At 63.2% G+C, this 15,059-nt stretch carries 13 protein-coding genes and 1 pseudogene; 10 read left to right on the top strand and 4 right to left on the bottom strand.

Going from position 1 to position 15,059, the window contains the following annotated elements:
- Nucleotides 1-3 precede the first annotated feature (3 nt).
- A complete protein-coding gene (locus XH96_RS27815; protein ID WP_194388633.1) occupies nucleotides 4-381 on the top strand; it encodes a DUF6285 domain-containing protein in 378 nt (125 codons plus the stop codon).
- Between the two features lie 219 nt (nucleotides 382-600).
- On the opposite strand, the gene XH96_RS27810 is transcribed toward XH96_RS27815, so the two are convergent.
- On the bottom strand, nucleotides 601-1,380 hold the full coding sequence (locus XH96_RS27810; RefSeq protein WP_194388632.1) for an enoyl-CoA hydratase-related protein: 780 nt from the start codon (nucleotides 1,378-1,380) through the stop codon (nucleotides 601-603).
- A gap of 212 nt (nucleotides 1,381-1,592) precedes the next feature.
- Here XH96_RS27810 and XH96_RS27805 point away from each other — a divergent pair, with 212 nt between their 5' ends.
- The gene (locus XH96_RS27805) at nucleotides 1,593-2,867 is read left to right on the top strand and encodes an acyl-CoA dehydrogenase family protein (protein WP_194388630.1); all 1,275 of its coding nucleotides are present in this window, start codon (nucleotides 1,593-1,595) and stop codon (nucleotides 2,865-2,867) included.
- A 106-nt stretch (nucleotides 2,868-2,973) separates the two neighbouring features.
- Here the strand turns inward: XH96_RS27805 and XH96_RS27800 are convergent, their stop codons facing one another.
- Nucleotides 2,974-4,551: a fatty acid--CoA ligase gene (locus XH96_RS27800; protein WP_194388628.1), complete on the bottom strand. Its 1,578-nt coding sequence runs from the start codon at nucleotides 4,549-4,551 to the stop codon at nucleotides 2,974-2,976.
- Between the two features lie 252 nt (nucleotides 4,552-4,803).
- Entirely contained in the window at nucleotides 4,804-5,676 is an 873-nt protein-coding gene (locus XH96_RS27795) for an SDR family oxidoreductase (RefSeq protein WP_194388626.1), read from the bottom strand.
- A gap of 105 nt (nucleotides 5,677-5,781) precedes the next feature.
- Here XH96_RS27795 and XH96_RS27790 point away from each other — a divergent pair, with 105 nt between their 5' ends.
- The 5 genes and pseudogenes from XH96_RS27790 to XH96_RS27770 all read left to right on the top strand — a co-directional run bounded on the left by XH96_RS27790 (nucleotide 5,782) and on the right by XH96_RS27770 (nucleotide 10,808).
- The gene (locus XH96_RS27790) at nucleotides 5,782-6,591 is read left to right on the top strand and encodes a crotonase/enoyl-CoA hydratase family protein (protein WP_194388624.1); all 810 of its coding nucleotides are present in this window, start codon (nucleotides 5,782-5,784) and stop codon (nucleotides 6,589-6,591) included.
- Nucleotides 6,592-6,725: 134 nt separating this feature from the next.
- Nucleotides 6,726-8,270: an acyl-CoA synthetase gene (locus XH96_RS27785; protein ID WP_194388622.1), complete on the top strand. Its 1,545-nt coding sequence runs from the start codon at nucleotides 6,726-6,728 to the stop codon at nucleotides 8,268-8,270.
- Between the two features lie 98 nt (nucleotides 8,271-8,368).
- Nucleotides 8,369-9,173: pseudogene (locus tag XH96_RS27780) on the top strand (enoyl-CoA hydratase/isomerase family protein).
- 88 nt (nucleotides 9,174-9,261) lie between these two features.
- Nucleotides 9,262-10,353 carry a rhomboid family intramembrane serine protease gene (locus XH96_RS27775; RefSeq protein ID WP_194388620.1) on the top strand — a complete coding sequence of 364 codons (1,092 nt, stop codon included), beginning with the start codon at nucleotides 9,262-9,264 and terminating at the stop codon, nucleotides 10,351-10,353.
- A gap of 50 nt (nucleotides 10,354-10,403) precedes the next feature.
- On the top strand, nucleotides 10,404-10,808 hold the full coding sequence (locus tag XH96_RS27770; protein ID WP_194388619.1) for a YccF domain-containing protein: 405 nt from the start codon (nucleotides 10,404-10,406) through the stop codon (nucleotides 10,806-10,808).
- A 103-nt stretch (nucleotides 10,809-10,911) separates the two neighbouring features.
- On the opposite strand, the gene XH96_RS27765 is transcribed toward XH96_RS27770, so the two are convergent.
- Nucleotides 10,912-11,913: an AraC family transcriptional regulator gene (locus tag XH96_RS27765; RefSeq protein ID WP_194388617.1), complete on the bottom strand. Its 1,002-nt coding sequence runs from the start codon at nucleotides 11,911-11,913 to the stop codon at nucleotides 10,912-10,914.
- A 129-nt stretch (nucleotides 11,914-12,042) separates the two neighbouring features.
- Between XH96_RS27765 and XH96_RS27760 the strand changes: the two genes are divergently transcribed.
- The 3 genes from XH96_RS27760 (at nucleotide 12,043) to XH96_RS27750 (ending at nucleotide 14,966) form a co-directional block, all read left to right on the top strand.
- Entirely contained in the window at nucleotides 12,043-12,522 is a 480-nt protein-coding gene (locus XH96_RS27760; protein ID WP_194388615.1) for a helix-turn-helix transcriptional regulator, read from the top strand.
- A 262-nt stretch (nucleotides 12,523-12,784) separates the two neighbouring features.
- Nucleotides 12,785-13,441: a hypothetical protein gene (locus XH96_RS27755; protein WP_371740182.1), complete on the top strand. Its 657-nt coding sequence runs from the start codon at nucleotides 12,785-12,787 to the stop codon at nucleotides 13,439-13,441.
- A 94-nt stretch (nucleotides 13,442-13,535) separates the two neighbouring features.
- Nucleotides 13,536-14,966, top strand: coding sequence for a DUF1254 domain-containing protein (locus tag XH96_RS27750; RefSeq protein WP_194388614.1), 1,431 nt, complete (start codon nucleotides 13,536-13,538; stop codon nucleotides 14,964-14,966).
- Nucleotides 14,967-15,059 lie beyond the last annotated feature (93 nt).

Genomic DNA, 15,059 nt, shown 5'->3' with positions numbered 1-15,059 from the left:
CGGATGCAGGACGAACCGACACCGATCGAGCTGACGAAAGCGGTCGCCGATTTCCTCCGCAACGACATCACGCCGCTGATCTCAGGCCACCAGGCCTTCAAGCTGCGCGTTGCCGTCAACATTCTCGATCTCGTGACCCGGCAGCTGACGCAGGAAGAGGGGAGCGATGCTGCCGAAGCGGAACGCCTGCGCGCGCTGCTCGGCATGGATGGCTCGGTGACGGAGCTGAACCGCGCACTCGCCGAGCGGATCGCCAAGGGAGAAATCGATCTCGCAACCCCGGGCTTCGCCGAGCACCTGTGGGCGACCACGATGGACAAGCTCGCGGTGGATCAGCCGAACTATGCGTCCTACAAGCGTGAGCAGGGGCGCAATTCGTAGGATGGGTAGAGCGCAGCGAAACCCATCATCTCACATCCCGCTTCACCATTGATGGGTTTCGCTGCGCTCTACCCATCCTACGCGCTCCCTCCGCCGTCATTCCGGGGCGTCGCGAAGCGGCGAGCCCGGAATCCATTTATCCATTGTCTCTGACGCTTAATGGATTCCGGGCTTGCGCCCCAAGCGGGGCGCGCCCCGGAATGACCGCGCAGAGCGCGGTCACTTCCCCACCCATTTCGGCGGCCGCTTCTCGGAAAACGCCTTGGGGCCCTCGATGTAGTCCTGCGAGGCGACCATCGCCTTCACGGCCGGATACTCGCGCTGCTCCTCGATCGCCTGCTCCAGCGACACGCCAAGCCCCTTCTGGATCGCCTGCTTCGAGGCCCGGATCGACATCGGCGAATTCTTGGCGATCATCTCGGCCCAGCGCAGCGCGCCCGCGAGTGCCTCGCCCTGCGGCACGACCTCGTTGACGAAGCCGAGCTCGAGCCCTTCCTTGGCGCTGACATGGCGCGCGGTGAGGATCATCCCCATGGCGCGCTTGAGCCCGATCTGCCGCGGCAGCCGGTGCAGGCCGCCAGCGAGGGCGGCGAGGCCGACGCGCGGCTCGGGCAGGGCGAAGGTCGCGTTCTCCGACGCAATGATCAGGTCGCACGCCAGCGCGATCTCGAAGCCGCCGCCCATCGCGACGCCATTGACGGCAGCGATGATCGGCTTGTCGCAGTCGAACCGCGAGGTTAGGCCGGCAAAGCCGCCCTTGTCCCAGCCGCGCTTGCCGCCCGCCGCCTGCCACTTCAGGTCGTTGCCGGCGCAGAACGCCTTGTCGCCGCTGCCCGTGACGATGGCGATCCACTGCTCGGGATCGGTAGAGAAATCGTCAAACACCTTCTGAAGCTCGAAATGCGCATCGGTGTGCAGCGCATTGTAGACCTCGGGTCGCGACAGCGTGACGATCGTGATCGGCCCCTTGCGTTCCACCTTTGAGAATTTCAGCTCCATCGCGCGCTCCCGCATTTTCTCGTGAATGAATATTTGACGACATACTACAGCGCGCCGGCGGCAGAGCACCATTGAATTACGCAATGCGCCTTGCGCGCGCCACACGTCTCGGCTTGCTTGACTTGCACGCGCTCTTCTCACCTTAATCGTGCGAAGCATGAGTGCGCCTAGCGCCTTAACGCAAAACCACAAAATCATCCGGGAGAGAAGCTTTGGATTTCTCATTGCCTGCCGATCTCGTCGCCTATCTCGGAGAGCTCGACCGTTTCATCGAGCACGAGATCAAGCCGCTGGAAGAGACGGACGACAACATCCGCTTCTTCGACCACCGCCGCGAATGGGCACGTACCGATTTCGAGAACGGCGGCCTGCCGCGCCACGAATGGGAAGCGCTGCTGCGCAAGGCCAAGGATCTCGCCGACGCTGCCGGCCATCTGCGTTTTCCGGTGCCGAAGCAATATGGCGGCAAGGACGGGTCCAACCTCTGGATGGCCGTGATCCGCGAGCACTTCGCCGCGAAGGGGCTTGGCCTCCACAACGATCTCCAGAACGAGCACTCGATCGTCGGCAACTTCCCCGTCGTCACCATGCTCGACCGCTACGGCCGCGACGACCAGAAGGCGATGATCGACGGTTCGATCAAGGGCAAGTACCGCATCACCTTTGGCCTGACCGAGCCGCATCACGGCTCGGATGCGACCCACATGGAGACGCGCGCGGTGCCGGCGACGCGCGACAACGTCAAGGGCTGGATCATCAACGGCGAGAAGATGTGGACCACCGGGATGCACGTCGCGACGCACTGCGCGCTGTTCGCGCGCACGAGCGGCAATGACGGCGATGCCCGCGGCATCACCTGCTTCCTGGTGCCCGCAAAGAGCCATGGCGTGAAGGTCGAAGAGTACATGTGGACCTTCAACATGCCGACCGACCATCCGCGCGTCAGCTTCACCGACGTCTTCGTTCCGGAGGATGCGCTGTTCGGCGAGGTCGGCCGTGGTCTCTCGCTGGCACAGTGCTTCGTGCATCAGAACCGCATCCGGCAGGCCGCGAGCTCGCTCGGCGCTGCGGTCTACTGTATCAATGAGAGCGTGAAATACGCGCGCGAGCGAAAGCCGTTCGGCAAGGCGCTCGCCGAGAACCAGGCGATCCAGTTCCCGCTGGTCGAGCTCGCCACGCAAGCCGAGATGCTGCGTCTTCTGATCCGCAAGACCGCCTGGGAGATGGACCAGCTCACCGAGGAGCAGATCGAGCGTACGCTCTCCGACCGCGTCTCGATGTGCAACTACTGGGCAAACCGCCTTTGCTGCGAATCCGCCGATCGTGCCATGCAGGTCCACGGCGGCATGGGCTATTCACGCCACAAGCCGTTCGAGCACATCTATCGCCACCACCGCCGCTACCGCATCACCGAAGGCAGCGAGGAGATCCAGATGCGCAAGGTGGCGGGGTTCCTGTTCGGCTATATGGGCCCGGGGAAGCATTGAGGCTTGCATCGCTGTCGTAGCAAAGCGGAGCGTGCCCACAATCCCTTGAATACGGAGATGGTGGGCACGGCGCTTTGCGCCTTTGCCCACCCTACGAGACCGCGGATCAATTCACCCTTCGGTCCTTCCCCGCCCAATAGGGCTCCCGCAACTGCCGTCGCAGGATCTTGCCCGATGGATTGCGCGGCAGCGCCGGCAGGAACTCCACGCTCTTCGGCGTCTTGTAGCCGGCGATGCGCTCGCGGGTGAAGTTGATGATGTCGGTGGCGGTCGCCTGCTTGCCCGGTTTCATCACCACGACCGCTTTCACCGCCTCGCCCCATTTGTCGTCGGGCACGCCGATCACGGCGGCCTCGGCGACATCGGGATGATCGCACAGCGCGCTCTCGACCTCGGCCGGGTAGATATTCTCGCCGCCCGAGATGATCATGTCCTTGATCCGGTCGTGGATGTAGAGATAGCCGTCCTCGTCCATGTAGCCGGCATCGCCGGTGCGCAGCCAGCCGTCACTGCGCAGCGTCGCGGCGGTCGCTTCGGGCAGGTTCCAGTAGCCCGCCATGTTCGAGCCCGAACGCGTCGCGATCTCGCCGACCTGGCGCGGCGGCAGCGGCTTGCCGTCCACGTCCAGGATCGCGATCTCGACGCCCGGCAACGCCTTGCCGGCCGAGCGCATCCGCTCGAGCCCCTCGACGTGATCCTCCGGCGGCAGCGCCACGATCGTGCCGGTGGTCTCGGTCATGCCGTACATCTGCACGAAGCCGCATTTGAAGACGTCGATGCACTCCTTCAGCAGCGCTGCCGGAATCGGGGAAGCGCCGTAGAGCATGTATTTCAGCCGCGAGAAATCCACCGTCCTGGCGCGCGGCTGCCGCACCACGAACTGCATCGCCGCCGGCACCATGAACAATTTCGTGATGCCCGACTGCTCGAAGAAGTCCAGAACCTTGGTCGGATCGAATTCGCGCGCGATCACGCCGCGGGCGCCATGATAGAGCCCCATCACGCCCCAACCGGAGCCGCCGATGTGGAAGACCGGCATCGCGACCAGCGACACGTCGTCGGTCGACCACCGGTTCCATTCCGGCTTGTCCTCGGCATTGCCTGTCTGCACCAGGTTGAGGAAGTTCGCGTGGCTCAGCATCGCGCCCTTCGGCTTGCCTGTCGTGCCCGAGGTGTAGAGCTGGATCGCGATGTCCCTGGTGTCGATCGGCACCCTCGGGTCGTCGCCACTCTGCGCATCGCGCCAGGCAGTAAAATCCTGCCATTCCGGTGCGCCGCCTTCGGTGGTGATGACAGTGCGCACGCCCGGCAGCCGGTCCCTGATCTGGCGAACCTGTGTGATGAACTCCGGCCCGACGAACAGCACCGGCGCCCTGCAGTCCGAAACGATGAAGGCGACCTCGGGCCCTGCGAGCCGCCAATTCACCGGCGCCATCACGGCGCCGGCCTTCATCGCGCCCATCAGCAGCTCGAAATAGATATCGCTATTCTTGCCGAGATAGGCGATGCGGTCGACCTTCTTCACGCCCATCGCGATCAGGGCGTTGGCGACCTTGTTGGTCTTGATATCGAATTCGGCAAAGCTGGTGGTGCGGCCTTCGAACTCATAGGCGATGGCGTTGCGGCGGCTCTTCGCGCGCTCGCGCACCATATCGGCGAGATTCGCCAATGGCTGTGTGGACATGTTTCTCCCGTACGTCTTGTTCTTATGCCTGGGAGTGTGGCGACATCCGCGGGTGAAGACAAGATGGGAGAGATAATCGATGATTTCGTGTCCCGGACGCGCTGCAGCGCTTGCGCTGCTGCGCAGAGCCGGGACCCATTCTATCCACGTGCAAGAAATCTGGGCCCCGGCTCAGCAGTGCTCCACGCCGCACCGGACGATGCTTCGCATCGCCGGGGGCGAGCTGCGCTGCGTCCGGGGCACGAGAGAGCATCACCCCCGCTTCGCGCGGTCCTTCTCGTTCTGCGCCATGATGCTCTCGCGCGCGGTCTTCCAGTCGTCGTCGCTCCAGTCGCGGAGCTGGTAGAAATTGCCGCCCATGGCGAGGGCCTGTGCGCCGTCCATCGCGATGGTCTCGCCGTTGATCCAGTCGCAGCCGCCGGAGATCAGGAACACGGCGACGTTCTGCAGTTCCTCCATGGTGCCGACGCGGCCCATCGGGTTCATCGCCTTGGTGCGCGCGCCGGCCTCGTCGCCCGGCTTGATGCGCTTGCTCATGCCCTCGGTCGGAATCTCGCCCGGCGCAATGGTGTTGAGGCGGATGCCGTAGCGGCCCCATTCGGTCGCCAGCGACATCGTCATGGCGTGGATCGCCGATTTGCTCATCGCCGACGGCACGACGTAAGGAGAGCCGTTGCGCACCCAGGTCGTGGCGATCGAGACGACGTTGCCGGGCTGCTTCAAGGCGATCCAGCGCTTGCCGACTGCATGTGTCACGTAGAACGTGCCATGCATGACGATGTTGGCGACCGCATCGAAGCCGCGCGGCGACAGCTCCTCGGTACGCGAGATGAAATTGCCGGCGGCGTTGTTGATGAGGTCGGTCAGCGGAGCCTCGCGGAAGATGTTCTCCACCATCTCCTCGACCGCGAGCGCGTTGCGGATGTCGACGCCGTGGCTGGTGACGCGGCCGCCATGGCGATCCATCAGCTCGGTCGCGGTCTCGTCGCAGACGATCTTGCGCCGTCCGCAAATGTGCACGTCGGCGCCGAGCTGGAGGAATCGCTCCGCCATCGACTTGCCGAGTCCCGTGCCGCCGCCGGTCACGAGAATGCTCCGGCCGGCGAGAAGATTTTCCTTGAACATGGCTGTTTCCCCCGTAGGGATTGTCAGTTAATTGGTCGATTGACTAAATCCGGCCGCCAGCGTCCTGTAAAGCGGCACTGAACAAGAACAGGGGAGAATTCGTCCATGGAAGAGCGCGTCTCGATCTCGATCTCGGAAGGCGTCGCCGACGTGCGGCTGGTGCGCGCGGACAAGATGAATGCGCTCGACCAGGCGATGTTCGAGGCCCTTGTCGGCGCAACCGAGCGGCTGTCCAGGGAGAAAGGCCTTCGCGCCGTCGTGCTCTCGGGCGAAGGCCGCGCCTTCTGCGCCGGGCTCGACATGGGACGTTTTGCCGCCATGAAGGAGAAGGGCGGCAACGGAATTCCGGGTGGCGAAAATCGCGATCTCACCAAGCGCACGCACGGCCAGGCGAACTTTCCGCAACAAGCGGTGTGGGGCTGGCGCCAGCTTCCGGTGCCTGTCATCGCGGCCGTGCATGGCGTCGCCTTTGGCGGCGGCTTCCAGCTCTCGCTCGGTGCCGACATGCGCTTTCTCAGCTCGGATGCGCGGATGTCGATCATGGAGATCAAATGGGGCCTCGTGCCCGACATGGCGGGCACGCCGATCCTGGCCTCGCTCGTGCGCGACGACATCCTGCGCGATCTCACCTACACCGGCCGCATCTTCTCCGCCCAGGAGGCGATGGCCTACGGCCTCGCCACGCGCATCTGCGAAGATCCCCGCGCCGCGGCGCTCGAGGCCGCGCGCGCGATCGCGGGAAAAAGCCCCGAAGCAATCCGCGCGGCCAAGCGGATGCTAAACAATCTCTCGGTCGATCCCGGGCCAGCGCTGCTCGCCGAATCCGTCGAGCAGCAGAAGCTGATCGGCAGCCCGAACCAGACCGAAGCGGTGCGCGCCAATCTGGAGAAGCGCGCGCCGAAGTTTGCGGACTAGCTTCCTGTCGTTCCGGGATGGTCCGAAGGACCAGACCCGGAACCTCGAGATTCTCAGGTGCGCAACTGCGCGCCGTAGTTCGATGCTTCGCATCGCCCCGGAATGACGGCAGATAACATCAAAGAAAAACAACAATGAGCGAAACGCCCCAATTCCTCGGCCTCGTCTCCGGCGAGCGCCGTCGTGCCCACGCCGAGGTCGCCGACCGTAGCGACCGCATCGCCTCCGGCCTCGCCAAGCTCGGCGTCAAGCCTGGCGATTGCGTCTGCATGCTGATGCGCAACGACATCGCCTTCCTCGAAGCCGCCTACGCGACGATGCGGCTCGGCGCCTATGGCGTGCCGATCAACTGGCACTTCAAGCCGGAGGAGATCAACTATATCCTCGAGGACTCCCGTGCGTCGGTGTTGATCGGCCATGCCGACCTGCTGCACGGCTTGCGCGATGCGATCCCCAACGGCGTCACCGTGCTCAGCGTGCCGACGCCGCCCGAGATCCGCTCCACCTACAAGATCGATCCCGAGCATCTGACAACGCCGGACTTCGCGATCGGTCTCGAATCCTGGCTCGCGCAGCACCAGCCCTATGACGGGCCGGTGGTGCCGCAGCCGATGAACATGATTTACACGTCGGGCACGACGGGCCATCCCAAGGGCGTACGCCGCCACGCGCCGACGCCGGAGCAGCAGGCGGCCGGCGAGCGCATGCGCGCAATGATCTACGGGCTCAAGCCCGGCGCCCGCGCGCTGCTGCCGGGCCCGCTCTATCACTCGGCGCCGAACTCCTTCGGCATCCGTGCCGGCAAGCTCGGAGGCGTACTGGTGCTGATGCCGCGCTTCGAAGCCGAGGAGTTTCTGGAGCTGATCGAGCGCTATGAGATCGACACCATCTTCATGGTGCCGACCATGTTCATCCGTCTGATGAAGCTGCCCGAGGCGGTGCGCAGGAGGTACGACGTCTCCTCGCTGCGCCACGTCATTCATGCCGCGGCGCCATGCCCGGCAGACGTCAAGCGCGCCATGATCGAATGGTGGGGACCGGTCATCTACGAGTTCTACGGCTCGACCGAATCCAGCGCCGTCACCTTCGCGACGTCGGAGGACGCGCTGAAGAAGCCCGGTACCGTCGGCAGGATTTCGCCGGGCGCCGAATTGCGGTTCCTCGGCGAGGACGGCCGCGTGCTTGGCGTCGGCGAGGTCGGCGAGATCTATTCCCGCATGGCCGAGATGGCCGATTTCACCTATCACAACAAGCCGGAGAAGCGCGCCGAGATCGACCGCGACGGCTTCATCACCTCCGGCGACGTCGGTTACATCGACGAGGACGGCTACGTCTTCATCTGCGACCGCAAGCGCGACATGGTGATATCAGGGGGCGTCAACATCTACCCGGCCGAGATCGAGTCCGTGCTGCACGCCGTGCCCGGCGTGCATGATTGCGCCGTGTTCGGCATCCCCGACGCTGAATTCGGTGAAGCGCTGATGGCGGTGGTCGAGCCGCAGGCCGGTGTCACGCTCGATGAAGCCGGAGTCCGCACGCGACTGAAGACCTCGCTCGCCGATTACAAGGTGCCCAAGCACATCGAGATCCGCAGCGGGCTGCCGCGCGAAGATTCCGGCAAGATCTTCAAGCGGCGGCTGCGCGATCCCTATTGGGAGCAGGTGGGCCGGAAAATCTGACGGTGCGTAGTCCGGGTGAGCGCAGCGATACCCGGGACGATGAGAGTAAAGCCCCGGATGTCGCTTTCGCTCATCCGGGCTGTAATAGAGGGGCTCCCATGAGTGATGCGGCAAGCGAGACAAAAGAAGTCCTATACACAGTCGCCGACCACATCGCGACCATCACGCTGAACGCGCCGGAGCGCATGAACACCATCTCCGGACCGATGCTGAACGACCTCGCCCGGCTGCTGACCGAGGCCAATGAGGACAACAATGTCCGCGTCGTGATCCTCACCGGCAAGGGCAGGGCGTTCTGCGCCGGCCTCGACCTGCGCAAGGAGCGCGACGGCAACGGCCTCAGCGCGGCGTCCTCGCCGACCACGATCAACCTCCGCAATACCCCGCCGACGGTGCTGCACGCCATGGACAAGCCGACCATCTGCGCCGTCAACGGCGGCGCGGCCGGCTACGGCATGGACACAGCGCTCGGCTGCGACATCCGCATCATGGCCGAGTCCGCAAAGCTCGCCGCCGCCTTCGTCAAGCGCGGCGTGGTGCCGGAATCCGGCGGCACCTGGCTGTTGCCGCGCATGCTCGGCTGGGCCAAGGGCCTCCGAGCTGATCTTCACGGGCCGTACGCTGAGTGCGCACGAGTGCCTGGAATGGGGTCTGGCCAACGAGGTCGTGCCGGACGCCGAGCTGATGGGCCGCGCCATGGCCATCGCGCGCGAAATCGCCGCCAATGCGCCGCTCGCGGTGCAGGCCTCCAAGCGCATGATGCGGATGGGCCTCAATGAGAATTTCCAGGACCACGTCCACCACGTCTATCTCCAGCTCCTGCCGCTGTTCAAAACGGAGGACATGGCCGAGGGCATGAAGGCCTTCATGGAGAAGCGCGCGCCGAAATTCGAGGGACGGTAGCGGACACCGGATGTAACGCGCTGGAGTAGCAATCGTCGGTCGGCTCGGCTAGGTTGGCGTTGTCCACGCCAGCCCGTTGCGATCATCCATGCCCTCATACCGCGCCAGTCCCGGCTTCTTCGAAGTCCCTCATGCCGCCGTCTATACGCTGATGACCGTGACGGTCCTCGCGTCGGGGTTCTGCTTTATCCAGGCGGGCGGTCCGGCGGCGCCGGCGGAGTTGCTGTTTCGCTACGGCGGCATGTATGCGACCGTGATCGCTCGGCATGAATACTGGCGCCTCGTCGCCTATGGGTTCCTGCACGTCAATTTCGTTCATCTCACCATGAACATGCTGTGCCTCGTGCTGTGGGGGGCACATCTGGAGCGGCGGGTCGGGCCGGCCTATTTCCTCATCATCTATCTCTGCGCGATGGTGCTCGGTGCCGTCATCGGCAATGGTATCCATTCCACGCCCTATTTGACGGTCGGCGCGTCCGGCGCCACGTCGGGCATCCTCGGCGCGCTGCTTTGCCTGTGGATCCTCGGCAAGCTCGAGGTCGAGTTCGACTTCTTCGCGATCAACATCGGGTTGAACATTGCGTTCGCGCTCGGCAATTCGCGCATCGATTGGGGCGTTCACCTCGGTGGCTTTGCGGCCGGGCTGATCGTCTGCGCGCTGCTGGACCTGGTCGAGAAGGCGAATGCCTATCTGCTTCGCTGCAAGTTTCCCGAAGCCGTGAAGGTCAATCTGGCCGTGCTTGCCTGCGTGATGGCGCTGTGGGTCTGGAGCGGTCCGGCCCAGGCCATCGCCGTGGGGGCTTCCGGTTGGGAGCCGGTGATCATGATCGCGGTCGCATATTGTGCCGTCGTGAAGCTGGTTGATCTCGGGCTCTCCATGAAGAAGGGTCTCGCGATCGTTGTGACGGCCTTGGCCGGAGTGAACGCCGCCGTCGTGATGCTGTGCGGTTGGGCTCTGGCATTTTATTGCTGGCCGCACATGCCAATCGGATTTCTTCCGCTCGACGTTCTTCTTGTCATATTCTGTCCGAATCCCATTCTCATCTCGGGACTCACCGCGATTGGCGTCGCCGTGCTGACGCTCTGGCTCTGCGCGAAGGAGATTTTGCGCGGGATCGAGGATGTCGGGTTCGTCGGCACATCGCTGCGTGCGGAACGCAGCCGGCGTCATGGACTATGACCTCGCGGGACGTGCTATAGTGAAGGGGTCATCGACCTGCGGATAGAACCATGGCCCCCGTCTCCATTCTCCTCAACATCCTCTGGATCCTGATCGGCGGCGCCTGGATGGCGTTCGGCTGGCTGGTGGCTGCCATCATCATGGCCATCACCATCATCGGCCTGCCCTGGGCGCGGGCGGCGTTCAACATCGCCGTCTACACGCTGCTGCCGTTCGGCTCGAAGGCAGTCAACCGTTACGACGTCACCGGCGTCGAGGATATCGGCACCGGCCCGCTGGGGGTGATCGGCAACATCATCTGGTTCGTGCTCGCCGGCTGGTGGCTGGCGCTCGGCCATGTCCTGACCGCACTGGTCCTCGCGGTCACCATCATCGGTATTCCCTTCGCCTGGGCACACCTGAAGCTCGCCGGCATCGCGCTCTGGCCGATCGGCAAGGTGATCGTGCCGGCTTGAGGCGCGCGGACGCGTCAATGTCGGTCGCGGGGGCCGGTGCGCTCCGGCGAAGCAGACTTTGGAGCTTCGCGACGCTCGACGCTCCTGTAGGACTTTCGCATCGCTAGGCTCGCGGCGAATTCTCTCGAAACTCGCGCGGCGTTATGCCCGCCATGCGGCGGAACGCACGGGCAAAGTGAGCCGGGTCGGTGTAACCCGTGGCAAAGGCAACATCGATTATCCTGGCGTCCGTCTTGCGCAGCAAGTCGGCACCTTTCTCGAACCGGACCTGATCGAGCAAACGAGAGTATGTCAGTCCTGCGCTTGCGAGGCCGCGCTGAAGGCTTCTCACGCTGGTCCCGGCGATCTCCGCCACCTCGGCGATGCCGGGGGGGCCCTTATCCAGGTACGATGGAAGCATCATCTTGAGCGATGTTATGGCATCGGTGCCGATGCGCCGAAACTCGCGCTCCGATGGGCCTGATGCCGCGGGCTTCACCGGATTGGGCAAGCTCAGCAGTGAAACGGGCACATCAATCCATGAAACCTTCTGACCCGATAGGAAACGGGTGTGAGGCCACCGGGATTGGGTCTCGGGACCAGGCGTGTATCGAGCTTCAAAGGCAATGGTCGCCGGCGCCCAGTTCGGCCCTGCAAACTGGCGGATGACGTACACCATCATCACGTTCTGCAGCCATTGCGTATGCTCGAGATGCAGAGTTCCAGCAGTTCCGGAGATGCTGTTGCAAACCCTCAAGAGGTCATCATGACGCTCGAGCCAATAGCGGACGAAGTTGTCTTCGATCTGGATAAGCTGACACCATTGCTCCAAGACGGAAAACAAGGTCGGCGCGTGGCGAACCGCAGCTTGAAGTTGGTCACTCATATGACCAAAGTGCATTCGTTGGACGGCTCGAAATCCAAGATCCGCAATCCCCTGCGATGACTGTGCAATCGTTGCGAACTGAAGTGCGGGAATGAGAGGGAAATAGTCATTGGGCTTCTGTTCGGGATGTGCGGGCAGGCCGAACCTGCTCAGCATCCGTTCAGCCGGGGCCCCGGCATCGTTCAAAACCTCAACGAATGGTGCAAGCAGGGCGCAACGCGCCACGACAATGGCCTTCATGGTCGTGCCCCGGGACGACACGGCTTTCCGCTGTCCCGGCCTCCCAAGGTGATGCAACCGTGCGCCCTGCGTATGATGCTACTTTAGACTGAGTTCGAGATCAACCTTGCCACGCTGCGCCGCGGCATCATGCCGGCGCTACCCTTCGCAACGGTCGGCGAGGTCGCATTTTGGCGCGCGATGGCCATACGCAATGGCGTCTTCTGCGTAAACATTGGCGAATATGTCGGAAGAGCGGAGGTTTTGCGCCGCATCATGAAGCGAGTCTCCACACCGTCCCGATACGCTGTCCGAGCGGCCATCGCCGCATCGCTGCGCCAGGACCGTGCGGTGCTCCCCCAAACGGCGCGGCGGCTCGGCATCAGTGCCCGCTCGCTGCAGCGCCGCCTTGCCGAGATGGGCACCACCTACGCTGAGCTCGTCGCGGAGGTTCGGCTCGACACCGCCTGCCATCTGCTCGCGGAATCGGACGAAAACATCGCCGACATCGCTGCGCGCTTGGGGTTCGCAGGTGCAAGCAGCTTCAGCCGCAACTTCGCGCGCTTGATGAAGATCCAACCCATTGCCTATCGGCGACAGCAGTCAAACCGGACGAATGGCTCGAAGTAAGGTCCTTTTGCCCCAAAGCCGGCAGGTAAGCGCTTCTCGGGACCTCGAAATGACTAACTCGACCTCGGAATGATTGGCGCGAAATGGCAAGACGTCGCGACATCGAGAGATCATTCTGAACGCTGGTGCGAGCGTACCTTGATTGATCAGTGAACTGGGAAGTGCGTCTTGCAGGCATTTGGAATACCTGCCGTCAACCATTGGGTTTCGGCAGGTAACGGCCAACGAAAAAGACGAGCGGCAGAACAGGAGTGAACGTCACATGCGGATCGCAGGATCAGATCGGATTATCGCAACACTCGCCCTGGCCATGACGTTTTGCAGCGCCAGTGCGTCGCTCGCCCAGAACGCGGCACCGTCTTCCATGAAGACGATCGGCACGCCAGCAGCCTCAGCCAAACCCGAGATCGTGCCGTCGCTGTTCGTGCTCAACTCCCGTGGCGCCACGCTGCAAGGGGACACACTCACTTTGACCGGCGTGTCGCTCAACTCGATCATATTTGCCGACCGTCCAGTGCGATCCGCGGGCCACCAGGCGACGGCTGATGTGATTGCGGAGTGGGGCTCGGGCGATGACAATTTTGTCAAGAATCCTCCGAACGCGACCGTTTCCGTGCTGGGCAAGGATGGTTCGATCAAGGACGCCGTCGTGGTCCTCAAGAATCCGAAGCTCGAGGGCGAGAAGCTCCCCTTCCATGTCCAGACTCTGGAAGGCGATCTTGCCGGCGCCGACGGTGGCGCTGCCCTCTTCATCGACATCATCGGGCGGCCGTTCACACCGATGTCGTTTGCCGGCGTTGCCCGGCGCAGCGCATTCCGCGGCGCGATGTATGCAGGCGCCGCACATGGCGCGGCTGCGTACTATCACCCCTACGCGCGGCCGGCATGCGGCTATTACCCGTATCCGCCCTGTTATTGAGACGAGAGAAGAGCGGGTTTCCCCTTAGCTCGGTGAATTGAGCGACCAGCGCATCGAAAGTTTTCCAGTTCTTCATTTCAACGGAGTTCGTATCATGGATATCACCCGTCGCAACGTAACGATCGGCGGCATGAGCCTGCTCGCCAGTTCCTCGATAAGCACGATGGGCCACGCCGAGCTCGGCGAACTTCTCGGCATCGGCGAGGGACTCGAGGAGTTCGCACTCGCCACCGACGCCTACATCTTCGGCTATCCGCTCGTGACGATGGAGATGACGCGCCGTGTCATCACCAACGTTGCAACGCCGGTCGGCACGCGCGCGCCGATGGGCCAGATCATCAAGCTGCGCAAGTACCCTGATGCGTCCTTCCGCGACGTGACGGCACCAAATGCAGACACGCTTTACACCAGTGCGTTCTTCGACGTCGGCAAGGAACCGTGGGTGCTCAGCATCCCGGACATGAAGGGCCGTTACGCACTCTTCCCGATGCTGGACGGCTGGACGACGGTATTCCAGGTGCCGGGCAAGCGGACGACCGGCACCGGCGCGCAGACCTACGCCATCACGGGCCCCGGATGGAAGGGCACGCTGCCGTCCGGCGTCAAGGAATACAAGTCGCCCACCAGCATCGTGTGGCTGCTCGGCCGTATCTATTGCACCGGCACGCCCGAAGACTACGCCGAGGTGCACAAGCTGCAGGATGAATGCAGGCTGGTCCCGCTGAGCTCCTATGGCAAACCCTACACACCGCCCCAAGGCAAGGTCGATGCTTCCATCGACATGAAGACTGCTGTTCGTGATCAGGTCAATCGCATGGATGCGACGGCCTATTTCACGTTGCTCTGCAAGCTCATGAAGGACAATCCGCCGGCGGCCGCCGACGCGCCGCAACTCGCCAAGTTCGCGAGGATCGGAATCGTGCCCGGGCAGGATTTCGACGCAAGCAAACTCAAGGCGGATTTCGTCAAGCGAGTTCCGGAAATCGGCTTCGATCGCATCATGCTTCAGTTCAAGATCAACAAGGACATGAAGGACGAGAACGGCTGGGGCTTCACCACCAAGACCGGCATCTACGGTACCGACTATCTGATGCGTGCGCTGATTACCGCCATCGGGCTCGGTGCCAACCGGCCGCAGGACGCCGTATATCCGACATCGCTGAAAGACGCTGACGGCCGCAAATACAACGGTGCCAACAAATACGTGCTGCGATTTGCCAAGGGGCAGCTGCCGCCGGCGCTCGGGTTCTGGTCGTTGACGATGTACGATGCGAACTATTTCTTCGTAGCCAATCCACTCGACCGCTACTCGATCAGCGCGCGACAGAATTTGAAATCGAATCCTGACGGCTCCACCGATCTCTACATCCAGAAGGACTCGCCGGGGAAGGACAAGGAATCCAACTGGCTTCCCGCACCGTCAGGCGATTTTGTCCTGATGATGCGGCTGTATTGGCCGAACGAGAAGAACCCCTCGATCATCAATGGATCCTGGAAGATTCCGCCGGTCAAGCAGGTCACCTGAGCCGAAGGCATACGACAGCACAAGCTCTCGAGTACCTCGGCCGGTCCAGCCTGCGGCTATGACCTCATCCGCTCCGCCATGGACTTCGCCGAG

Source organism: Bradyrhizobium sp. CCBAU 51765 (genome assembly GCF_015291725.1).
GTDB lineage: Bacteria > Pseudomonadota > Alphaproteobacteria > Rhizobiales > Xanthobacteraceae > Bradyrhizobium > Bradyrhizobium liaoningense.
Note: the sequence above shows the minus strand (reverse complement) of the source record. Positions and strands in the feature narration are given on the sequence as shown.